The following is a 20942-nucleotide window of genomic DNA, read 5'->3' as shown; positions in this document are numbered from 1 at the left end:
GCTCAGCCCGAGCCGAATCAATGAGCGCTAATACGATTGTGTCTGTCGACTGCATCCCGATGCGGCTGCCTTTTTTTCACTGGAGTCCTCCCCCTTTGTTTGCGGGGCGTCCGCGCGACAAGTTGGACAGCGCACTGGTTCGTGTCCAGACCCAGGACGGTACAGTCGCTTGGGGCGAGTCCTATTGTGTAGAGCCGCGTGCGCTGCAGGCGGTATTCGAGACATTGATTGCGCCGCTGGCATGCGGCAAAGATGCCGCGGACCAGACCCTGTTGCCGCTGATGCAGCGCACGCTGCATAACCTGGGGCGATCGGGGCCTGTCGTGCATGCCCTGGCAGGCCTGGATATTGCGTTATGGGATTTACGCGCCAAGCGCGAGGGCGTTCCTCTCTATGCGCTGCTGGGCGGCAAGCGCCGGGATCGCGTTCGCGCTTACGCGTCTTTGTTGCAGTACTACGGCGATGCGCAACGTTTGCACGAAGTCGTGACGCGCGCTCTGGACGAAGGCTATACCGAAATCAAATTGCATGAGCGCACGGCTGATGCCTTGGGGGCGGCACGAGGCGCAGCAGGCCCGCAGGTTCCCATCATGGTCGATACCAACTGTGCATGGCTGCCAGCCGAAGCCCCTGCCGCCATCGCTGCGATGATGCCGTATGCCCCGTTCTGGATCGAGGAGCCCTTGTGGCCGCCGGAGGACGACCAGGCGTTGATGCAGTTAGGGCGTCAATGTGCGGTGCCTTTGGCCGTGGGGGAAAACGCCAGCAGTGTGTATGCGCTGACGCGTTTGATCGAGCAAGAGGCGGTGGAGTACGTACAACCCAGCGTAATCAAACTGGGCTTCACCGCAGCATGGGGGCTGGCGCAGCAATGCCAGGGAACGTCGGTACGGTGCGCGCCGCAGGTGGCGTTTTTTGGCCCGGGATATTTGGCGAGCTTGCATCTGATCGCCGCGCAACAGGACGAGGTGTCGTTGGAGCGCTTGTACGTAGAGCTCGCGCACGTGCCTTACGGCGAAACGGTGCCGATCAAGGACGGATGGGTCGTTGTGCCCGGTGCGCCGGGGTTGGGAGCAGATCCGGAGCAGGCGCTGGCGCAAGGACAGTATCGGCAATAGACAGCTTGATCGGAACCCGGCGGTGTAGTGCGCAAAACGTGGATGCTCAGTATCGGCGCAGCCCCGTAGATCAATGAAAAGACAGGAGACACCATGAACACATCACGCAGAACATTCATAGCCGGCAGTGCCGCGTTTGCTTTCGGTTCAATGGCAGCGGCATGGGGGCGGCCCGCTTTTGCCGCAGACTATCCCACGGAACCCGTGCGCTTGATCATTCCCTATCCTCCTGGGGCGGCCACGGATACCTTGGGACGGATGGCGGGCCAGACCTATACCCAGACGCTGGGGCAATCGTTCATCGTGGAAAATCGCGGCGGCGGTACGACGATCGGTACGCGCACGCTGGCGACATCCAAGCCGGATGGTTACACGATAGGGATGGTGGATTCGTCCTTCACGATCAATCCGGGATTGTTGGGAGATCGATTGCCTTATGACACGCAGAAAGATTTTGCACCGATTTCGTTGATGGCCACGGCCCCGTTTGTTCTGGTGGTGCATCCCTCTGTGCCTGTTAAAGACTTGGCAGGGTTTATCCGTTTGGCGAAATCCAAGCCGGGCAGCTTGTCGTACGGATCGGCAGGTGTGGGCAGTGGTCCGCACTTGGCTGGGGAGCAATTGCGGCAAGAGGCCAATATTGAAATTTTGCATGTGCCGTATCGCGGTGGCGGTACTGTCTTTACCGATTTACTGGGCGGGCAGATTCAGTTTGCGTTTGCGACCGTGCCGAGCTTGCGTGACCATATTTTGGCGGGGCGCTTGCGGGCATTGGCAGTGACCAGTGATCAACGTTCAACGCAATTGCCTGACGTGCCCACCTTTACGGAGGCCGGACTGCCAGGCGTGAATCTCTCACCCTTGTTCGGCCTGGTTGCGCCGGCGGGAGTACCTGTCGCCGTGATCGACAAATTATCGTCGACGGTCGCAACCTCGATACAGTCCGGCAGTATGCATAAGCAATTGACCGATATGGGCTTTAATCCAGTCGGCAGCTCGCCTGCGGAATTTGCTCAGCGTATCAACACAGAGATCACCAAGTGGCGCGAGTTGATAAAGCGCGGCGGTATTACCGTAGAGTAATCATGGCAGTGCGCCGTCAGTGTTATCTGTACGGCGCACCGTTTTCAACCGTATGACGCGAATCGGCATCGCGTCACGTCAAAGGGTGCCTTGTATCCACCGTTGCAGATTGTCAATGAATATCTGCCGCACCCGGGCAGGATTGCCATCAGAAAAGCCCGCGCTGTGCGGCGAGGCAATGACATTCTGCAAATCCCATATCGGCGATTCGGCAGGCAGCGGCTCGTGGTAGAACACATCCAGAAAGGCCCCAGCGAGCTGGTTGTTCTGTAGAGCCTGAATGAGCGCGGGCTCATCGACCACATGGCCGCGCGCCACATTAATGAGGCAAGCATGCGCGGGCAACATCGCAAGCAGCTCCGCGCTGATGAGGCCACGCGTGGTGTCCGTTAACGGACAGGCCAGAATCAGCCAGGACGTCTCGGGCAGAATGTCACGCAGGCCGTCATAGCGTACGGTGTGCAGGCCGGGGCCGGCCGGCTCGCTCCCGTGTCTGGCGACAGAAACGGTTAATCCCAGCACTTGCAGTAACTGCGCGATACGCTGTCCGATACCGCCCCACCCGACGACGACAGCGCGCTGTCCTTGCAGATCGCGGGGAGTCCGGTCTTTGCCCATCAACGGTTCCCAGGCGTGACGTTGCTGAGCTCGCATCAGTTGCGGCAGTTTTCGGGCTAGCGCCAGCACACCTGTCAGCGCAGTTTGTGCCACGACCGCATCTGATGCGCCGTGCGATGCGGTGACACGGACGCCGCGTTGCTGTTGTTCCTGATAAAAGTCGCGATCCACACCTGCAGAATGCACGTGCATCCATTGCAGATTAGAGGCGGCGCGTACGGCGGTGTAGAAATGCTCGGTCTCGGGCATGATCTCGAATTTGGTCGAGCGCCCCGTGATATCCCGTGAGATAAAGGCAGCCTCGGCGAGGGCTGCCCGTTCCTCGCCGGGATGGCACAACGTTATCGTCTGGCCCAGCGCCGCAATACCTGCAGCGAGGGCTGAGGCTTCCTGTTCCGAGCACAGGACATGCAATGGATGCTTCTGGCTCATTGCGCTTTGGTATCCAGTTTCTCGACGATTTTCTTCCACTTTTCGTATTCGATATGGGTGAATTTTCCGAAGTCTTCCGGCGTGCCGCCTACCGCGATCGCACCTTCATTCAGCATGTCGGCCTTTAGTGTCGGCAACGCGTCGTTCACACCTTTGTTGATGGTGGCGATGACGTCCGCAGGGGTATCCTTGGGTGCAAAGAAACCAAACCATGATCCTGAGTCAAAATCCTTGAAGCCTTTTTCGGCGACGGTGGGTACGTCCGGCAGCGACGCCAGGCGTTGTTGCGTACTGACGGCTAACGCACGTAGCTTGCCTGCGCGTATCTGGCCCATGACAGAAGGTGCGGTCGCGAACATGAAATCCAGTCGACCGGACATGAGATCGTTGAGCGCATCGGCACCTTTATAAGGTACGTGCGTAGCATCCTGTGCATCGATGTGTTGCATCAACAAATGGCTAGACAGGTGTGACGAGGTGCCTACGCCTGTCGATCCATAGTTCAACCCTTTCTTGGATTTGGCATACTTCAAAAAATCTTCGAAAGTCTTGACCGGCAGATTGGGCGGCACGACCAGCACGTTCGGGACGGTAGCAATCTGTACGATGGGAACCAGATCGGTCAAGGGATCATAGTCGAGCTTCATCAACGACGGGTTGACCGCGATCGGCCCCACCGAGTCCACGATGAGCGTATAGCCATCGGGATCAGAGCGCACCACATACTCCGTGCCGATATTACCGCCCGCGCCGGGGCGATTTTCGACGATGAACGATTGCTTCAGTGCTTGCCCAAGTTTCTCGCTGGTGCTGCGAGTGAGTTTGTCCGTGGTTCCTCCGGCAGTGAATGCTACGACCACCTTGACGGGTCGTTCCGGATAGGCAGCTTGCGCGGGCAGTCCCGTGAACAGGGCCAGCATGCCCGCAGCCAACATGGAAATACAGCTTGCTTTCATCGTAGTCTCCTTCTCTTTATCGTTATCGTGCGCGCACTATGACGCGTCAGTCCCGGTAGCTGTTGTCCAGACGATCCAGCTTGCGCAGCAATGCGGGCCATTCCATGACGCCGTAGGGGCGCCGTGTGCCTGGTTGGTAGTTATTCCAGGTTTCCTCTAATACTTCAGGCGAAACCGCCTGCAAGGGTTGTTGCGCAGCCTGTGCAGCCAACTGCGCGCGGCATGCGAGTTCCAGTCGATGCATCCAGTTAAAGGCTTCGCCGACCGTGCGGCCCACCGTGAGGGCACCGTGATTACGCAGAATCAAGGCCTCTCCGTTGCCCAAGTCCTCGATCAGCGAGGCTTGTTCTTTGGTATCCAGCACCACACCCTGATAATCGTGATAGCCGATTTTCAGGAATCGCATTGCCGTTTGCGTGAGCGGAAGCAGCCCGCACGCGAGAGACGAGACGGCCATCGAGGCCCAGCTATGTGTGTGAATGACGCAGTCCACTTCGTGACGCGCCCCATGGATGGCGCTGTGGATGACATAGCCGGCTTTGTTGATGCCGTAGTTCAAATCACCAAAATCCGGTTTGGACAGAATATTGCCGGCCAGGTCGACCTTGATGAGGCTGGAGGCAGTGATTTCCTCGTACATCATGCCGTACGGATTGATGAGGAAAGCGCCGTCTTCATCCGGTACGCGGGCGGAAATATGGTTCGCCATCATATCGGCCATGCCGTAGAGCTCGACCAGACGGTAACAGGCGGCCAGATCGACGCGGGCTTTCCATTCCGCTTCGCTGCAGTGGGATTTCATCGACGGGATATGGATTCGACCTGTATGAGACATGTGCTTCTCGTGGTTGACGGGTTGTCGTGCATTCATTCCTGAGCGGCTAATAATGTGGCCGGACACAGATGGATGCTGAGTATCCAGAGAGTCTGACGGGTTCTGCCGACCCACGCATTAGGTTGGTGCAAAGAGGGCTTCGGTTTTTTCGAACACGCTATACTGGTTGAATCGGTTGATCGGTCCCTCATTTCCAGGTTTCTCATGGAACTCAGACAATTGCGTTCTTTCGTTCGGGTGGTGGAACTCAACAGCATGGGACGCGCCGCGGTGGAACTGGGTTTGGCGACTTCTACGCTGAGCCAGCAGATCAGCATGCTGGAAAGCGAGTTGTGCACGCGTTTATTGCAGCGCAGGCCGACGGGGGTTTATCCGACCGATGCCGGATTGGATTTCTGGCACCAGGCGCAAGTCATTCTTAAACAGGTCGATATCGCGGCGTCTGTGGCACAGAAAGGCAGGCTGTCCGGCCAAGTGACCGTCGGGATGACCGGGTCCACTGCGACCATGTTGGCCTTGCCCTTTGTGCAAGCGATGCGCGAGAGTTATCCCACAGTCAATGTGCGCCTGATCGAAGGCCTGACCAGCAATCTGCAGGTGATGCTTAACTCGAGGCAGCTCGATCTCGCTGTCGTTTTTGGAGGGATCGAAGCAAAACGCTGGAGCGTCATCCCGTTGGCCGAAGAGCGCCTGTTCATTATCGGCAGGCCCAATCTGGCAGGATGGCCCGCCTGTAGTAACGCTGACGGGATCAGGCTCAGCGCCATCGAGCGGCTGCCCCTCATCCTGCCGGGCCCCGGGCATGCTTTGCGTTCGCTGGTCGATGAGGGTTTTCGGACTGACGGTGCGACGCCGAATGTGATTCTCGAAATCGACGGCGCCCATACCTTGATGAGGGCAGTGCGGGCAGGGGTGGGCGCTAGCGTCCAGCCAGGTTCGTTGTTGTCGAGCCAGGCTGGTTTTCCTTCTTTTGGTTATGGCAAGGACGATGACCTGTCTGTCATTCCCGTCGCAGGCAGCCGTATGGCGCGTAAATGTTTTTTGGTCAGCCTGTCTGATGATGAGCTGTCACCCGCCGGACTCGCAGCGCGCGTGATGTTGACCCGCATGGCGAGAACGTTCGCAGAGCAGGGGATATGGCTGGGGGCGACCACCAGCATCTGTTCGCCCTAAAAGGCAGCTCGCCCAGACCCTAGGCATTGAAAGGTTGCCGCAGTACGCTGTCGCTTATAGATCGTCTGTGTGTTTTTCAATTTCTTCAGCAAGGAAATCTCGAATGAAATACCGTCGTCTCGGTACCAGCAATTTGCGTGTTTCCCCGTTGTGCCTGGGAACTATGATGTTTGGCGAGCAAACGCCCTTTGACGAGGCGCAGCGTATTGTGGCCTCGGCTCGTGAGGCGGGGATCAATTTCATTGATACTGCCGACGTCTATAACGGCGGACGATCGGAAGAGGTTGTCGGCAAGTTGCTGAGCGGACAGCGCCATGACTGGATCCTGGCTACCAAAATGGGGAATGCCGTCGCCAAAGCCCCGAACCGGTCGCATTATTCCCGTCAGTGGGTTGTACAAAGCGTGGACTCGAGCCTGGCTCGTCTAGCCACTGACTATATTGATATTTTGTACATGCACCGCGATTTCCACGAGGAAAACCTCGAAGAGGCAATCCGCGCGTTGGGTGATTTGATTCGCGCCGGGAAACTGCGCAGTTTTGGCCTGTCGAATTTCCGCGGCTGGCGGATCGCCGAAGTCGTTCGTTTGTGCCGCGAGCTCGGTGTGCCTCAGCCAGTGGTGTGCCAGCCCTACTACAACATGTTGAACCGGGGCCCGGAAGTCGAGATTTTGCCAGCCTGCGGCCATTATGGGTTGGGCGTGGTTCCATACAGCCCCATCGCCCGCGGCGTGTTGACGGGCAAATATGCGCCGGGTCAACAGCCCGCAGCGGATACCCGCGCCGGCCGTGGGGACAAGCGCATCATGGACACCGAGTTTCGCGAGGAGTCGCTGAAAATCGCGGCTGAATTGACAGCCTATGCCGAAGGGCGAGGCGTCAAACCAGGTCAACTGGCCACGGCATGGGTGTTGGCCAATCCCTTGATTTCCGCCGTCATCGCCGGCCCGCGTACGCTGGCCCAGATGCAGGATTACTACGCCGCCGTGGATCTGGAGATCACGCCTGAGGAGGAATCCATGGTCAATGCATGGGTGACACCTGGCCATGCCTCGACACCGGGTTATAGCGATCCCAGCTACCCGTTCTACGGCAGGCCCGTCGCCGTCGCGGACAAGGCGGCGTAGGCGTCACTGAACGAGATGTGCACGGCACCTCATGTAGAGGTAACCTGAAGGGGACCGGCATGGATCCGGTCCCGATAGGATTTTGGTTGATGTTTCTGTGGTGTCGCTCACGCACCACATCAAAAATGTTGAGTCACGCGGCCTGATCGCGATTCGCCCCGACCGGCTTGAAATACGCCAACTCGCCGCTACATACCTAGTATGGTTAAGAGGGCAAGCTCATGAGATCGCGAGATTTTTCATCCTGGATCTGGGGCGATGCACTATCGCTGCTAGAACACGCCGAGCGCCTGCATCGTCAGTTGCTGCGCGCCGGCCCCGCGGATGCACCCCACTGGGAACCCCCGGTGGACATCATTGAAACCGCTACTGCCGTCATGGTCTATGTGGCGCTGCCGGGTGTGCCGTCTGACACGCTCGTGGTGGCGTTCGATCCTGGCGGCATTACGGTGTCGGGCGCGCGCCCCATGCCGTGTGCGGCCAACGCCCGCATTCATCGATTTGAAATTCCCTACGGCCGTTTCCGCCGCCGCATCGCGTTGCCGCTGCATGCGCTGGAACCCGAATCCTCTACCTTGGCAGATGGCTGCCTGGTTTTGACGCTGAACAAAGTAAGGGAGGCTCCATGAGCGACACCCGCATTCTGCCCGACGACGCACGTATCATCATTCCGTTGCGCGACGCGGTGCTATTTCCCGGCGTACTGTCGCCTGTGACAGTGCGGCGCGAGTCTTCCATTGCTGCGGCTCAAGAGGCCGTCAAAACCGAGCGCCCCGTCGGGTTCCTCCTGCAGCGCGATCCGTCCAAGAACGACGTTGGGCCGAATGACTTGTGCTGGGTAGGCACCGAAGGGCCGATCGCCCGGTACATTACGGGCCAGGAAGGCGCGCATCACCTGCTGGTGCAGGGGCAGTCGCGTTTTCGCGTGCTGGAGTTCCTGGAGGGGTGGCCGTACATGGTGGCCCGTGTCGCCGAGGTCGCAGAGGCCGAAGCGCAGGACAGCCAGACCGAGGCACGGTTCCTGCAATTGAAAGAGCAGGCGATCGAGGCCATTGCGCTGTTGCCCAATGTGCCCGACGAGTTGGTGGGTGTCGTGCGCAGCATTGAGTCTCCAGGCTTGCTGGCCGATATGGTCACCCACATGATCGACATCAAGCCCGAGCAAAAACAGGACATCCTGGAAACGTTCGACTTGTCGCGCCGCCTGGATAAATCCATCGAACTGCTGTCCGGGCGTGTCGAGGTATTGCGGCTGTCCAAAGAAATCGGCGACCGTACTCGCGCGCAATTCGATGAGCGTCAGCGCGAGACGGTGCTGCGCGAGCAACTGCGTCAGATTCAGAAAGAGCTGGGCGAGGTCGATGACAGCGCGGCGGAAGTCGCACGCCTGAAAGAAAGCATCGAAGCAGCGGGCATGCCCGATGAGGTGCTGAGCCACGCGCGCAAGGAACTGGGCCGTCTGCAACGCATGGGCGAGGCCAGCGGCGAGTCGGCCATGCTGCGCACCTACCTGGAGTGGCTGACCGAGCTACCCTGGAAGCAGTCGCCGCAGCCACCCATTGACTTGACCGAGGCGCGCAAAATCCTGGACGAAGACCATTTCGGCCTGGACAAAATCAAGCGTCGTATCCTGGAATACCTGGCGGTACGTAAACTCAACCCGCAGGGCCGCAGCCCGATTCTGTGTTTTGCCGGGCCTCCGGGTGTGGGCAAGACCTCGCTGGGGCAATCCATCGCACGGGCGACCGGGCGCGCTTTTCAGCGGGTGGCGCTGGGTGGTGTCCATGACGAGGCGGAAATCCGCGGGCATCGCCGCACCTATCTGGGCGCCTTGCCGGGCAACATCATCCAGGCCATGCGGCGTGCAGGCACGAATAATGCGGTCGTGATGCTGGATGAGATCGACAAGCTCGGCGCCGGTGGATTTCATGGCGATCCGGGCAGCGCTTTGCTGGAGGTGCTGGACCCCGAGCAGAATCACAAATTCCGCGACAACTACCTGGGCGTGGATTTCGATCTGTCGCACGTGATGTTCATTTGCACGGCGAACATGCTGGACACGATTCCAGGGCCGCTGCGCGATCGTATGGAAATCATTCAACTTCCTGGCTATACGGAAGAAGAAAAAATCCAGATCGCCCGCCGGTATCTGGTCGCGCGTCAGTTGGAAGCCAATGGGCTCAAGCCCGAGCAAGCCGAATTGACGGATGCAGCTTTGTCCTCCATCGTGGGCGACTACACCCGCGAGGCGGGCGTACGCCAGCTCGAACGCGAGGTCGGTGCGACGCTGCGTCATGCCGCCATGCAGGTGGCGGCGGGCAAGGCCGAGCATATCGTGATCGATGCTCCCGATCTGCCTGCAATTCTGGGTGCCCATCGTTTCGAGAACGAAGTTGCCTTGCGCACCAGCGTGCCGGGCGTGGCCACAGGTTTGGCCTGGACGCCGGTGGGCGGCGATATCCTCTTCATCGAGGCGAGCAAAACCCCGGGTGCGGGCCGCTTGATTTTGACCGGCCAACTGGGCGACGTGATGAAGGAATCCGCGCAGACCGCGCTGACGCTGGCCAAAATCTGGAGCGGCGATTCGCTGGAAAAAATCGACGTGCACATCCACGTGCCGGCTGGCGCTACGCCTAAAGACGGCCCTAGCGCGGGCGTTGCTATGTTCTTGGCGTTGGCCTCGCTGCTGTCCGGCAGGCCCGTGCGTTCGGATATCGCGATGACGGGTGAAGTCAGCCTGCGCGGTCTGGTGTTGCCTATCGGCGGCGTAAAGGAAAAGACCCTGGCTGCATTGCGCGCGGGGATCACGACGGTGATGATTCCTCGACGCAATGAAAAGGATCTGGACGATGTGCCCGCCGAAGCGCGTCAAAAACTGAAGTTCCTGCTGCTGGACCGGATAGAGGATGCCATCCGCTATGCGATCGATGGGCAGGAAACTCAGGCGCCGGTGGCAGAGCCTCAGGCGGCAGCGGGCTAGTGGGAATGGTCGCCGCGGCGGACTCCTGACGGAGTTTCCCGCGGCGAATGCCTGCGTTGTGCCCGTTATTTCGGGATAACACCGCAGGCGATACGGCCTGCGCCGCCTCCCAGCGGTTTGGGATGATCGCTGTGATTATCGCCGCCCGCATGCACCATCAATGCGCGTCCCTGGACCTCTGACAGTTTCAGGCGGGGAGCCAACACTGGCGTGGTCGCGGTGCCATCGGCACCGACATACAGCGCGGGCAAGTCGCCGCGATGGCCGCCGTCGTCCCAGGGCGTACTGTGTTTCTTGGTACCGTCCGGGTCGTAGTGCCCCCCAGCGCCGCCCGCAGGCACGGTCTTGCCGTCTTGTTGCGTAGCGTCGCAACTGCCTTTCTCGTGCACATGAAATCCATGCACACCCGGCGGCAAGTCTTTCAGGTTGGGCGTCAGTACCAGACCGTACTTACTATCGGCCAGGCTGACGGAGCCAATTTCCTGGCCCGGGCCTTTGTCCGTGGCCAGGTGGAGCGGTACCGTGACATCGGCGTAGGCGTTGGCCGCCAGACCGAATAAACCTGCCAGTAACGTGACCTTCAGATGACGCTTCATAACTCCTCCGTATAGGCATGCGCGGGAGTTTGAACGGCCAGCTCCCGAATCATGTGAAACGAATAACTAGGTTACACCTCTGCATAGGGAACTGAGGAAGTTTCCCTGTTACTAATGTCATCGTACCGTCAATGGCCCGTCAACGAAACCGGCGCGGGCCATTGACGTGGATTACACATTAACGAGGCGTATTCATGCAACTCAGCAACATTCTAAATTCGATCATGACCGCCTTTTGGTCTGATACTTCAGAACCAAGCAACGAAGAGCCTTCTAGCCTTTATGGCGATCACATGACATCGGATACGCACGGTGCCGATATCGCTACGGAGAGCAGTGGTGATGAGCCCATCCTGCCGACGAATGCCGTAAATGCACTAGTTCAAGCTGCCATCCATACAGAGGACGCTGCCCACCAGGCACTCGCCGGTCATGAAAATGCGCAGGCTAACGCTGGCGCGCTGCTGGTGGCGGCTACGAACCCTGACGTCCCCGCTGTCCACCAGGCACTTGCCGGTCATGAAAATGCACAGGCTAACTTTGGCGCGCTGCTGGCGGCGGCTGCGAACCCTGGCGTCCTCGCTGTCCACCCGGCACTCTTCCCTACGCCAGAGAATGCCAGAGCGGGATAACGATTCCGTTTCTCGGTAGCAAAATATCCGCAGTTGTTCCTGGGGTATGGCACATCGCTATCCCCAGGAAGTTTTTTCGTACAGTATGGCGAGATCAAGATGCCGTTGCCATAGTCGATTGGGCTGCGGTATCGGGAATCAGCCGTTTCCCCAAACTGATGACATCGTCCTGTTTGAAAGCCAGCTTTTCATAGAACGACACCACCGCCGTATTGCCGCCGCGTACCAGCAGATTGATTTTGGGGCAGCCCAGGGCAAGCAGCCGCTGCTCGATTTCCTGCATCAATGCCGCGGCGTAGCCGCGCCGCTGATAATCGGGCGCTACAGCTAGATAATTCACCCAGCCACGATGGCCGTCATAGCCGCCCATGACGGCCGCCACGAGGGTATTGCCCACTGTGCCCACCAGAAACATTTCGGGTTGCACGGTGAGCTTGCGAGCGATGTCCTTATAGGGATCATTCCACGGCCGCGTCAGGCCGCAGTCTGTCCATAATTGCACAACGGCATCCGCGTCAGCGGGCTGGTATGTACGGATTGAAAACTCGGTCGGATTCACGCTTTGTTCCTTCAGGGTTGAAAAACAAAGGCCGTGGGATACCGCGGGGGCGAGGAAACGTAATACGCAACAAAAAGGCCACGCGGTATCGTGGCCTTTGAGGGGAACACCAATTACGGTGTCGGGACAAGACAAAGCCACTCAACGAAATCGTCGAGTCGTTCGTCGCGAATGCGGGTGGCAGAAGCAGGCATACGTGTTGTCCATGGGTAAGAGCATACCGGAAGTCCGCTTGTTTGCAAAAGCGCCACTGCTGTCCCGTTGTTTCTACAATAATATCCATATCGACAACACCTGGAGCAGGGGCATCGGATGGACGCAGAATTTTGGCTGGAACGCTGGCGTGATGGGCGCACGCACTTTCATCAGACGCGCGTGACGCCGCTGTTGGCGAAATATTGGCCAGCGTTGGAATTGCCGGCAGGCAGCAAAGTGCTGGTGCCGCTGAGCGGGAAATCGCTGGATATGGTGTGGCTGGCCGAGCAGGGGCATCAAGTATTGGGTGTCGAATTGTCGTCGCTGGCCGTGGAGCAGTTTTTCGCGGAAAACAATCTGACCCCCTCGGTGCGCGAAGCGGACCAAGGGATGTATTACGCCGCCGGCAGTATCGAGATTTATTGCGGCGATATTTTTGCGTTGGGTGCTGATGTGCTCGGCGAATGCGTGGGCGCCTATGACCGGGCGGCACTGGTGGCGTTGCCTGAGGATATGCGCGAACGCTACGCGAAGCACGTCTACGGACAGTTATCCGACGCGTATCGTGGCCTGTTGATTACCTTGGACTACGATCAAAGTCAGATGGAGGGGCCGCCATTCTCAGTCGGCGATGATGAGGTGCAGGTCATCTATGCCGGGCACTCGGATGCGACGCTGATCGATCGGCGCGATATTCTGGACAAAGAACCAAAATTCAAAGAGCGCGGCTTGGCGAGACTGGATACGTTGGTATATCGGTTGCAGCGGCGGAGGTGATTCATGAGCGTTCGCATCGTGCGGTTGGGTTCCCCGCGCCTGGAGGGTGAGGGGCTGCGTATCGGGACCGTGCGGCGTCCGCCGCGTGGCGTGCCCAAGGCCGAGTTCGCCAGCCGCAACTATTACGATGTCTGGCTGCCTACGCTGTCTCCTAGCCCAGAGCTGGTCACGCAGGCACTGGCCGTAACAACGGACGCACAATGGCGCACGGTCGCCCGCAAGATGCGCACTGAACTGGATCATGGCGATGCGGCCAAGGTGCTGGACGTATTGGCGGCGTTGTCGTCGACCACGGATTTTTCCGTGGGATGTTATTGCGAAGACGAAAATCGCTGCCACCGCAGTGTGTTACGCCAATTGTTGGCCGATCGAGGCGCGGTATTTGTTTAGGCCAGTTTTTACTGTTTCATTCTGCTGTGTCGCAACGTCCGTTTTCGCGGATGTGGCGTCCTTGCTTGCCCGAGAGTTTGAAGGGCATGTCTCCGAGTTGTGTAAAAAATAATGACCACAACACCTCGTTCAGTATGGAACTGAGGGAACGCTCCTGTTACTAATGCGCGTATTGCTAATGACTGGGCCATAACGCTAGGCCGAGGCTTTTAGCGTCGAGACACATCAACGAGGAGCATTCATGGAACTTGGCATCGGTGTCAATAGAAGTAATCCTGGTCTTTCGGAGGCAATTTCAGAAATGCCCGCTTCCGAGATGTCCATAGACAAAGAGACTAAGGACGCTAAAGTTACGATAACCAAGCTCATAGAGTCCAACGATAAAGAAGCAATTCAGGGTTTTTTCTCCAAGCCTCATTCAGTCGAGCTGATAGCAGGGCTGGCGGAAAAGGGAGAACTGCTGCATCGAGCTGCCGATCTGGGGCATGCGGACATGATAGAACTCCTGGTCCGGAATCTGCCGCCACAAGCCCTCAATGCGCGAAATCAAGATGGCAGTACGCCTTTGATATTGGCTGCAAAACACGGAAACGTGGACGTGGTCAAGACATTGCTGACAGCTGGCGCGTCTCCTGATATGCAAGACAATCGGGGGCTTACGGCGCTCATATATGCAGCGCTTTCTGGTGCGCTGGAAGTGATAAAAATGCTTTTAGGCTACGCATCGGCCGGCGATGTAGCGCGCTCGGCTCCGGCTGCGGATATTCATGCACAGGATAATGAGGGAAAAAACGCTCTCATGAGAGCGTTGGAAAATAAACACTTCGATGTGGCGGCGCTGCTGCTTGAAAATAAGGCAGACGTTCACGCCAGGGCGAAAGACGGGGCTACGGCAGGTATGCTGGCGGCTCTGAGTGGCCACATCGTTGCCATAAACCTGTTGGCCAAGTATGGTGCTAATTTTAACGACGAGGATTCGATTGGCCGCACGGCGCTGGCGTATGCCGCAGACTCGCCTAAGGAATCTATTGACGGCGTTGTCCAAGCATTGCTCAAGAATAACGCCGACATTAATTTTAAAAACGAGGCGGGAAATACCCCGTTGATAGCAGCCTTTGATAATAGATCCGAGGGTTTGCTCTCACTCATTAAAGTCGGAGCCGACGTCAATGCGCAACGAGCGAATGGCGATACGTTATTGATAGACGCAGCGCGAGATAACGATTTCGAAAGGGTAAAGTTCCTGACGGAAAATGGCGCTGACGTTAACAAGGCGGGAAATTATAGAAAAACTCCGCTAATGCACGCGCTACCTGAGGAGAATGGGAAATTAGTGAAGTTCCTTTTGGATAAGGGAGCAAATATCCAAGCCATGGATAGGGGCGGAAAGTCTGTATACCAATATGCGCCTGTAAACAGGGACGAGACAAGCCCTATGTTGGACCTGGTGAGAAAGTATAAGCCGACGGCAAAGGAAGGATCGTAGACATCTTTTGTAGTGAGCTCGTGGCTCTCTCTGTTGACGTTGCAGCAGAGAGCCACGCATAAAAATGCCGTTGGCATGCATGCTTGGCAACGTGTTCCAGAAACGCAGGGCGGCCGTGCTGTGGGTTCGCTTCGCAGCAGTTGCAGCACCGCAGCAAGAAATAATGCTGTACGTATAGAAACAAAACTGCAAGATTCTGGCGCGGCGAGGGCGCTACGATTTCGGACTTTCGGCAACACCCAATCTACGCACGTTGATATGGGAGCGCGGATGCGTCCAGCACTGGGCAAGCTCAAAACCCGGATTGCCACTGGGGTGGGTTCTACCGTGGCGGTCTGCACGGCGACGGTCTACACCATCATGGGTGCGGGGGCCGTTGCGCCCGTGACGCAGTATCAAGCAGGCGCGCAAATCGATGCGGGCCGCTGGCAGGTGGTGCCGCATCGCGCGTGGATCAGCAAGGCAGAACGCGTCTATGGCGTCCGAGTGCAGCCGGGGCAACAGGCCCTGGTCGTGGAAGTCGATTTGAATAATCGTTCGGCGTCTTCGAGCCGTGCGTATGACGACACGCTCAAACCCAAATGGCCGGCGGGCGCCAAACCCGAGAACCCCGACGTGGCGCTGTTGCGTGATGGGAAACTGATTCCTCTGCTGCATCCTGGCATGCCTGAACGCGTGGCCTATGTCTGGGTCTTGTCCGGCTCGGTTGCGCTACCGGAAAAAATGCCGATAGAGGTTATCGCACAGACCTATAAACGTGTCGATAACCTCTACGGCACGCCCTTGTGGACCAATCCTAAAGTGATCGGGCAATTCACGCTGCCGGTGGACACCGCTACGGCACCGGCCACTAGCACGCCACCTGCCGCAGCAGCCACTCGCACGCTACCCGCCGCTGCGCGCACTGCCGGCTCGACGGAGCGAGCCTCGTGAAGCGGCGCCTGGCGACTTTGGCGTTGATTCTGATCGCCGCTGCCGTACTGTTCGCGATGCAGCGAACGACGCCGCGTTATGACGAGTTGACCGGCGCGATCCCGGTGCGCGCCGGCATGCACCAGACCGCGTCGACGCGGCTGTTCGATATCGAGGTGCAGCGCGTGCAATTTGCCCGGAAAATCGCGTATCGGTATATCGGTAAAGACGTGGTCCTTACGACATCGGGTCTGTGGGCGATTGTGACTGCCTCCCTGACGGCGCGCTCGGAATCCGTGTCTATCACGAGAGGTTTTTGGGACGGGCCGCAGGGGCTGCGCTACGAGCAATCCGATCGCGCCGTGAATCCGCCCCATATGACGCCCATCAGGTTGGATCCGGGCCTGTCCACACTCGGCCGTTTTCTGTTCGAGGTCCGGCCGGATCAGGTGGGCGATGCGACCTTGGTCGTGTGGCCGTCAGGGCTGCCGCCGCGCCTGGATGCCGAGGCCCATATCGCGTTGGACGACCTGCCCTGGGCAGCGGATGGCGCGTTGGAAGTGACAGATCTCGTGTCTCTCAATCGATTGGACGGAGCGCAGCCATGAATGGGCGCACCGATAGTCCGATGGATGTCGATGAAAAGCGCTGGCGCCGCCGCGGTCTTTACGCATTGATTGTGCTGCTGCCTCTGTTTATCGGCGTGACTGCCTATGAGTCGATCAGTACATGGTGGTTGAGCCGGGATCGTCTGGCCCAAGATGTCGCCATCAATGGCAGCGGCGATTTCGGGGGCTCGCAATGGAAACTGAGTAAATTCCGCATGGTGCCGGTCCCTGCCGGTAAAGACATTCCCGAGGGGGCCATGGGGATGTTGGCAGAATTCGAGGTACAGGTGCAGGACGCGGATCTGGCCAAGAACTGGCGGGACTGTGCTATTTCCCTGGAAAGCCCCGATGGCCGGCGTTGGGGGGCGACAGAAGCCATGCGCCTGCCTCGCTCGCAAGCGCGGCCTTGCACGGCGACGATCTATATGTCGGGTGCAAAGTCTGGCTCTACCGTGCGCGTGCGCGAGGCGTTTCTCGCGCCCCGAGATGTGGCCGATTCGCTCCGGGTAGTGGTGACGCTACAGCCGCAGCAGCCCCGCTATCTACGTTTTGCGCAGCCACCGCAGTTGATGCAGGTCAACCCGCCTGATAATCAGAAATAGACCTGGGCATTCAGGCTGACGGTGCGCGACGGCGAGGGCAGGATGCTGTTTTCTCCCACGTAGTACCAGTAGCGGCGATTGGTCAGGTTATCGATGGCTGCGCGCAGCACCACGTTTTTGGTGGCGATTCGCGTACGGTATACCGCGCCCAGATCTACGGTGTAATAGCTGGGCACGGTCAGATCATTGGCCGAATCGAGATTGGACGACCCCACGTATTTCACGCCGGCGGCGACGCTGAGCCCCGGCAGGGCGGGCAGGGCATAAGCAACTTGACCCGATGCGATAAAGCGCGCGGAGCCCGGCAGGCGATTGCCCTCCAAGGCGGCGTTGCCGGTCTGGTATTTTGCGCTCAGCCACATGGCGTTGGCCTGGATATCCCAGTCGTGTGCCACACGGACATTGCCGGCGAGTTCCAGGCCTTGGATGCGGCCCTCGCCATCCTGCACATATTCATTGGCGTTATTGACATAGCCGGTTCCGCGTTCGATGCGGAACAGCGCCGCGGAAGCGCCCCAATCGCTTTGCGCCGTCTTGACGCCGAATTCGTACTGCTTGCTCTTGAGCGGTGCCAGCGTGGCACCCGCATTCGCATACTGACTGCCTACTGTGCTGCCCTGTTCCAAGGATTCGACATAGCTGGCGTACACCGTGGTTCCTGCCGCGGGCTTGTACATCAACGCGAAAGTCGGTGTGAGAGGATGTTTTTTATAGGCCTCGCCTGCAACCCCTGCGGCATTGAAACTGCGCTGGCGATACGAGATATAGCGCGCGCCGGCCAATAACGACCAATGCTCGCCTATGCTGATCGTATCGCTGGCAAACAAGGCATCCTGATCGAATTCCGCGCCGCGGTACATTTGAGGCGTTCGCGATCCGGTGTATGGAGACGGACGTGCACCGTCATAGAGATTGCCGTAGCCGATCGATCCGTAAAATCCATTTGAATTGAAATCGTTGGCCTGCGTCTGGGTCGCAGCGCCCAGCACCACCTCATGCGTCAGAAAGCCGGTAGCGAATTGGCCTTGGACCATGGCTTGCAGTTGGTTAAAACGGTACGCATTTTTCTGATCGTACATGTAGTCGTCATAGTCGCCAGCCTCATTCAGCAGATTCAGGGTTTCTTCTTTGTAGGTACGAATCGCCTGACTGAAACTGTAGTCCACCGACGCCGTCCATGTTGGCGCGAACTTCCACTGCAGCCCCGTTTTGGCGAACTTGCTGACTGCGTGATACCCGCTGCCATCGGTCGACAATTGGGTACGTCCGCTGATGGTGTCCGGCAGGCCGTTGCCTGTATATCGCGCAGCCGGTAGCGCGACTGCCTGCACGGTGCCGTCGGTGTCGCGGTCTTGATACAGGCCTTCGAACGTCCAGAGCAGGTCCGGCGTCAGCCGCAAGTCCAGCGCCAGCGAGAACGAGTCGCGGTTGATGCGGCCATCGTTATAGGTATCGCCTTGTTCGTGCGTGTAGTTCAGGCGATAGCCTAGGCGCTTGTCCGGCCCCACGCGTCCGCCCAAGTCCACATGTTCTTGAAAAATGCTGTCCGACCGATAGCCCACATCCACACTGGCCAAAAAGTCTTCGGTCGGCTTTTTCGTGACGTAGTTGACGATGCCTCCTGGTGACCCGAACCCGTACATAAAGCCGCCGGGACCTTTCAATAGGTCCACGCGTTCGAACTGTTCCAGCGGGAGCTCTACGCCATAGTTCACGATGGACATGCCGTCGATTTTGTAGCTGTTGAACGCATCCAGCTGCAGACCACGCACCACCAGCGTCGAGGGCCGGCTGTTATAGCTGTTACCCACCGCAATCACACTGGCGTCGCGCGCGAAGACTTGGCCTAATGACGACACCTGGCGGTCGGCCAGCGCCTCTTCGCCGACCGAGGTGATGGAGAACGGCGTATTCAACGCATTGCGGGTCCCCAGCGCGCCGTTGGATACAGGCGCTGTGGCCAGACCGTTCTCACCGTCATCCGCGCCCTGGACGATGACGGGCGCCAATGTCGTGGTGTCGGCGTCTTGCGCAGCGAGCGGCAGGTGAGTCAACGTACCGGCGCAGAGGAAAAAGGGGAGCAGCTTTCGAGGACCGGCGTGGCACATGAGAATTCTTCTTGGATAGGTGACCGGCCTGGATATTATCTAATTATGATTCTCATTTCCATTAATGTTTTCGGATTGTTGTTTTCGAGACAAGAGGAACGCCCCTGGCGACAGGCCGTCAGAGAGTCGCCGAAAGCGCGATCAGGCAGCCTGTCCGGCAGGAGACGCAGGGGATGAAGCGCGTCTCAGAGGCTGGGCAAATGCCGTTTCCAGAATCGCCACCAGAAAACATATCCGCAGCGGTTCGATCAAAATGCCTGTAGACGAATCCCGAAACGGACTGCCAAGCAACAAGGACAAGCCCTGGGCGGCGACCTGTGCCGAATCAATATCCAGTGGTCCGAGCAGACGGCCGCCGACGATCCATAGCTGAGCGCTGCACCAATCAATCAGGCGATAGCCCACGATCAAGGTGATCAACAGCAGTACCCCGGCATTCAATGTCAGCCGCACGCTATTGGCTACCGGCAGATAACGCGACCGGTATCCGCCGATGAAGTGCGCGAGGAAATCGCGCAAGAATTTCGGAATGGCTTGATAGCGTTCGCCGAAACGCTCGATGCGGCGATGGGATCGCAGCAGTTCTTGATCGTTGCGCACGTCATAGCCGTAAACCAACGCGGTCATCACTAACCAGACCACAGGCAGCAAGGCATAGAAAAACAAGCTCACCAGCAGCTTTCCCGGCGTATCGCCCAGGTCTTCGACAGGGATGGGCGGGCCGTTGTCTGCGGCCGCCGCCCAGGCGGTGGCGATCGGCGTGAGCACCACGTTCAGGAATGACAGCAGGTTTTCCCACACGGAATTGTTTGCGACCCATGCCCAAAACTGGTCTTTCCAGCGACTGATGACATACAGGCCGACCAGGATCCAGTTGGTCTCACAGATCACCACCACGATCTGCCAGAAGGGGCGCCCCGTGGCTTTTTGTAGTCGCAGCGCCAGCTTGCGCACGAGCCACGAGATGGCGACTGAAATCAATAGCCAGCGCGAATCCAGCGCGTCCAGGATCATGCCGTGTTGCCCCATGGGATCCAGGCTGTACGCGAGACGTGAGTATTGCCTGACGGTGTCGCCCAGGAATCCCCAGGCGGCGTAGTAGGCAAAAAAGGGCAGCAGGGCCACGGACACTACGGACAGGAAGCGGCGTGATTTCGGGTCTGGTGCAACATCGCCACGCGCCGCGTCCTGGGCGGCACGGATCGCCGGCAGGCCGGGCAGCAACACCTGGAACATCGTCACGGTAACCACCAACTGGGCCAGGGCCACGAGCGTCAGCATCACCAGCCCCGCCATATGGTTTGCGAATCCGGTATGGACCGCCAATCGCAGCAAGAGCACATGGGCCAGGCTGCCGATCAGCACCAGGGCGACCAATTGCGGCCAGAAGCGTCGCCATAGGCGAAAGGTCAGTGCAAACGGTGCGGTGATCCCTTGCATGCTGGTTCCTCTCTGTGGAGCCGGCAAGCTTAGCAAGCCCTCACTGCGCAAAACTGTATCTTTTGTGATCGGAATGTTAGGGCTGGCGCGAGACTAAATGCTGTGCGCTTGATCTTTATCAATCTTTCGGCCGGCCGATGCGTGGATCAAGTCGGCATGAGCTTTATCGTAGCCCCGTTGCCCAGAACGCGACACTTATTGCTAATAATGATGATTCTTATTAATTATTTCGAATCTTGACGTTATTTATTGCGCACAGTACGGTAGTCACGTTTTGCATGTAGCTTGATCGTCGACAAGGAAGGTTCGATGGCAT

20 protein-coding genes are annotated in these 20942 nt (G+C 58.4%); 13 read left to right on the top strand and 7 right to left on the bottom strand.

The window, feature by feature from the left end; translation table 11 throughout:
• Window positions 1-20: 20 nt before the first annotated feature.
• Both ACYVI2_RS08080 and ACYVI2_RS08075 read left to right on the top strand, forming a co-directional pair.
• Window positions 21-1118: a mandelate racemase/muconate lactonizing enzyme family protein gene (locus ACYVI2_RS08080; RefSeq protein ID WP_415819827.1), complete on the top strand. Its 1098-nt coding sequence runs from the start codon at window positions 21-23 to the stop codon at window positions 1116-1118.
• A gap of 93 nt (window positions 1119-1211) precedes the next feature.
• The gene (locus ACYVI2_RS08075) at window positions 1212-2201 is read left to right on the top strand and encodes a Bug family tripartite tricarboxylate transporter substrate binding protein (protein WP_415819828.1); all 990 of its coding nucleotides are present in this window, start codon (window positions 1212-1214) and stop codon (window positions 2199-2201) included.
• A 78-nt stretch (window positions 2202-2279) separates the two neighbouring features.
• On the opposite strand, the gene ACYVI2_RS08070 is transcribed toward ACYVI2_RS08075, so the two are convergent.
• From ACYVI2_RS08070 to ACYVI2_RS08060, 3 genes are read right to left on the bottom strand one after another with little or no spacing between them, the layout of a single operon-like run.
• Window positions 2280-3251 (bottom strand): D-2-hydroxyacid dehydrogenase, encoded by a 972-nt coding sequence (locus tag ACYVI2_RS08070; RefSeq protein WP_415819829.1) that lies wholly within the window; start codon window positions 3249-3251, stop codon window positions 2280-2282.
• Window positions 3248-4207: a Bug family tripartite tricarboxylate transporter substrate binding protein gene (locus ACYVI2_RS08065; protein ID WP_415819830.1), complete on the bottom strand. Its 960-nt coding sequence runs from the start codon at window positions 4205-4207 to the stop codon at window positions 3248-3250. Before ACYVI2_RS08065 ends, ACYVI2_RS08070 begins: the two co-directional genes overlap by 4 nt.
• A gap of 46 nt (window positions 4208-4253) precedes the next feature.
• A complete protein-coding gene (locus ACYVI2_RS08060; RefSeq protein WP_415819831.1) occupies window positions 4254-5042 on the bottom strand; it encodes a class II aldolase/adducin family protein in 789 nt (262 codons plus the stop codon).
• Between the two features lie 204 nt (window positions 5043-5246).
• On the opposite strand from ACYVI2_RS08060, the gene ACYVI2_RS08055 reads away from it, so the two are divergent.
• The 4 genes from ACYVI2_RS08055 (at window position 5247) to lon (ending at window position 10321) form a co-directional block, all read left to right on the top strand.
• On the top strand, window positions 5247-6215 hold the full coding sequence (locus ACYVI2_RS08055; RefSeq protein WP_415819832.1) for a LysR substrate-binding domain-containing protein: 969 nt from the start codon (window positions 5247-5249) through the stop codon (window positions 6213-6215).
• A 103-nt stretch (window positions 6216-6318) separates the two neighbouring features.
• Window positions 6319-7341 (top strand): aldo/keto reductase, encoded by a 1023-nt coding sequence (locus tag ACYVI2_RS08050; RefSeq protein ID WP_415819833.1) that lies wholly within the window; start codon window positions 6319-6321, stop codon window positions 7339-7341.
• A gap of 221 nt (window positions 7342-7562) precedes the next feature.
• Window positions 7563-7970 carry an Hsp20/alpha crystallin family protein gene (locus ACYVI2_RS08045; protein ID WP_415819834.1) on the top strand — a complete coding sequence of 136 codons (408 nt, stop codon included), beginning with the start codon at window positions 7563-7565 and terminating at the stop codon, window positions 7968-7970.
• Window positions 7967-10321 carry an endopeptidase La gene (gene lon / locus ACYVI2_RS08040; RefSeq protein WP_415819835.1) on the top strand — a complete coding sequence of 785 codons (2355 nt, stop codon included), beginning with the start codon at window positions 7967-7969 and terminating at the stop codon, window positions 10319-10321. The genes ACYVI2_RS08045 and lon overlap by 4 nt, the downstream gene beginning before the upstream one ends.
• A 65-nt stretch (window positions 10322-10386) precedes the next feature.
• Here lon and sodC read toward each other — a convergent pair whose 3' ends face one another.
• Window positions 10387-10917 (bottom strand): superoxide dismutase [Cu-Zn] SodC, encoded by a 531-nt coding sequence (gene sodC, locus ACYVI2_RS08035; protein ID WP_415819836.1) that lies wholly within the window; start codon window positions 10915-10917, stop codon window positions 10387-10389.
• 194 nt (window positions 10918-11111) lie between these two features.
• Here sodC and ACYVI2_RS08030 point away from each other — a divergent pair, with 194 nt between their 5' ends.
• Window positions 11112-11549, top strand: coding sequence for a hypothetical protein (locus tag ACYVI2_RS08030; RefSeq protein ID WP_415819837.1), 438 nt, complete (start codon window positions 11112-11114; stop codon window positions 11547-11549).
• A gap of 94 nt (window positions 11550-11643) precedes the next feature.
• Here ACYVI2_RS08030 and ACYVI2_RS08025 read toward each other — a convergent pair whose 3' ends face one another.
• Entirely contained in the window at window positions 11644-12108 is a 465-nt protein-coding gene (locus ACYVI2_RS08025) for a GNAT family acetyltransferase (RefSeq protein ID WP_415819838.1), read from the bottom strand.
• A gap of 312 nt (window positions 12109-12420) precedes the next feature.
• Between ACYVI2_RS08025 and ACYVI2_RS08020 the strand changes: the two genes are divergently transcribed.
• From ACYVI2_RS08020 to ACYVI2_RS07995, 6 genes are all read left to right on the top strand, one after another.
• Window positions 12421-13080 carry a thiopurine S-methyltransferase gene (locus tag ACYVI2_RS08020; protein WP_415819839.1) on the top strand — a complete coding sequence of 220 codons (660 nt, stop codon included), beginning with the start codon at window positions 12421-12423 and terminating at the stop codon, window positions 13078-13080.
• 3 nt (window positions 13081-13083) lie between these two features.
• A complete protein-coding gene (locus ACYVI2_RS08015) occupies window positions 13084-13470 on the top strand; it encodes a DUF488 domain-containing protein (protein ID WP_415819840.1) in 387 nt (128 codons plus the stop codon).
• Between the two features lie 241 nt (window positions 13471-13711).
• Window positions 13712-14956: an ankyrin repeat domain-containing protein gene (locus ACYVI2_RS08010; RefSeq protein ID WP_415819841.1), complete on the top strand. Its 1245-nt coding sequence runs from the start codon at window positions 13712-13714 to the stop codon at window positions 14954-14956.
• Window positions 14957-15226: 270 nt separating this feature from the next.
• Window positions 15227-15889: a hypothetical protein gene (locus tag ACYVI2_RS08005; RefSeq protein WP_415819842.1), complete on the top strand. Its 663-nt coding sequence runs from the start codon at window positions 15227-15229 to the stop codon at window positions 15887-15889.
• On the top strand, window positions 15886-16476 hold the full coding sequence (locus ACYVI2_RS08000; protein ID WP_415819843.1) for a hypothetical protein: 591 nt from the start codon (window positions 15886-15888) through the stop codon (window positions 16474-16476). Before ACYVI2_RS08005 ends, ACYVI2_RS08000 begins: the two co-directional genes overlap by 4 nt.
• The gene (locus tag ACYVI2_RS07995) at window positions 16473-17078 is read left to right on the top strand and encodes a hypothetical protein (protein ID WP_415819844.1); all 606 of its coding nucleotides are present in this window, start codon (window positions 16473-16475) and stop codon (window positions 17076-17078) included. Before ACYVI2_RS08000 ends, ACYVI2_RS07995 begins: the two co-directional genes overlap by 4 nt.
• Here the strand turns inward: ACYVI2_RS07995 and ACYVI2_RS07990 are convergent.
• Window positions 17069-19186, bottom strand: a complete 2118-nt coding sequence (locus tag ACYVI2_RS07990) for a TonB-dependent siderophore receptor (protein WP_415819845.1) — start codon at window positions 19184-19186, stop codon at window positions 17069-17071. The genes ACYVI2_RS07995 and ACYVI2_RS07990 overlap by 10 nt on opposite strands.
• Window positions 19187-19327: 141 nt before the next feature.
• Complete coding sequence (locus ACYVI2_RS07985; RefSeq protein ID WP_415819846.1) at window positions 19328-20626, bottom strand: hypothetical protein; 1299 nt, start codon at window positions 20624-20626, stop codon at window positions 19328-19330.
• Window positions 20627-20942 lie beyond the last annotated feature (316 nt).

The sequence above is a fragment of the Bordetella tumbae genome, assembly GCF_054780995.1.
Note: the sequence above shows the minus strand (reverse complement) of the source record. Positions and strands in the feature narration are given on the sequence as shown.

Excerpts from the sequence above, each read along its gene's own strand:
- ACYVI2_RS08080 (WP_415819827.1), top strand. The coding sequence starts at position 21 with ATGAGCGCTAATACGATTGTGTCTGTCGACTGCATCCCGATGCGGCTG.
- ACYVI2_RS08075 (WP_415819828.1), top strand. The coding sequence starts at position 1,212 with ATGAACACATCACGCAGAACATTCATAGCCGGCAGTGCCGCGTTTGCT.
- ACYVI2_RS08070 (WP_415819829.1), bottom strand. The coding sequence starts at position 3,251 with ATGAGCCAGAAGCATCCATTGCATGTCCTGTGCTCGGAACAGGAAGCC.
- ACYVI2_RS08065 (WP_415819830.1), bottom strand. The coding sequence starts at position 4,207 with ATGAAAGCAAGCTGTATTTCCATGTTGGCTGCGGGCATGCTGGCCCTG.
- ACYVI2_RS08060 (WP_415819831.1), bottom strand. The coding sequence starts at position 5,042 with ATGTCTCATACAGGTCGAATCCATATCCCGTCGATGAAATCCCACTGC.
- ACYVI2_RS08055 (WP_415819832.1), top strand. The coding sequence starts at position 5,247 with ATGGAACTCAGACAATTGCGTTCTTTCGTTCGGGTGGTGGAACTCAAC.
- ACYVI2_RS08050 (WP_415819833.1), top strand. The coding sequence starts at position 6,319 with ATGAAATACCGTCGTCTCGGTACCAGCAATTTGCGTGTTTCCCCGTTG.
- ACYVI2_RS08045 (WP_415819834.1), top strand. The coding sequence starts at position 7,563 with ATGAGATCGCGAGATTTTTCATCCTGGATCTGGGGCGATGCACTATCG.
- lon (WP_415819835.1), top strand. The coding sequence starts at position 7,967 with ATGAGCGACACCCGCATTCTGCCCGACGACGCACGTATCATCATTCCG.
- sodC (WP_415819836.1), bottom strand. The coding sequence starts at position 10,917 with ATGAAGCGTCATCTGAAGGTCACGTTACTGGCAGGTTTATTCGGTCTG.
- ACYVI2_RS08030 (WP_415819837.1), top strand. The coding sequence starts at position 11,112 with ATGCAACTCAGCAACATTCTAAATTCGATCATGACCGCCTTTTGGTCT.
- ACYVI2_RS08020 (WP_415819839.1), top strand. The coding sequence starts at position 12,421 with ATGGACGCAGAATTTTGGCTGGAACGCTGGCGTGATGGGCGCACGCAC.
- ACYVI2_RS08015 (WP_415819840.1), top strand. The coding sequence starts at position 13,084 with ATGAGCGTTCGCATCGTGCGGTTGGGTTCCCCGCGCCTGGAGGGTGAG.
- ACYVI2_RS08010 (WP_415819841.1), top strand. The coding sequence starts at position 13,712 with ATGGAACTTGGCATCGGTGTCAATAGAAGTAATCCTGGTCTTTCGGAG.
- ACYVI2_RS08005 (WP_415819842.1), top strand. The coding sequence starts at position 15,227 with ATGCGTCCAGCACTGGGCAAGCTCAAAACCCGGATTGCCACTGGGGTG.
- ACYVI2_RS07995 (WP_415819844.1), top strand. The coding sequence starts at position 16,473 with ATGAATGGGCGCACCGATAGTCCGATGGATGTCGATGAAAAGCGCTGG.
- ACYVI2_RS07990 (WP_415819845.1), bottom strand. The coding sequence starts at position 19,186 with ATGTGCCACGCCGGTCCTCGAAAGCTGCTCCCCTTTTTCCTCTGCGCC.
- ACYVI2_RS07985 (WP_415819846.1), bottom strand. The coding sequence starts at position 20,626 with ATGCAAGGGATCACCGCACCGTTTGCACTGACCTTTCGCCTATGGCGA.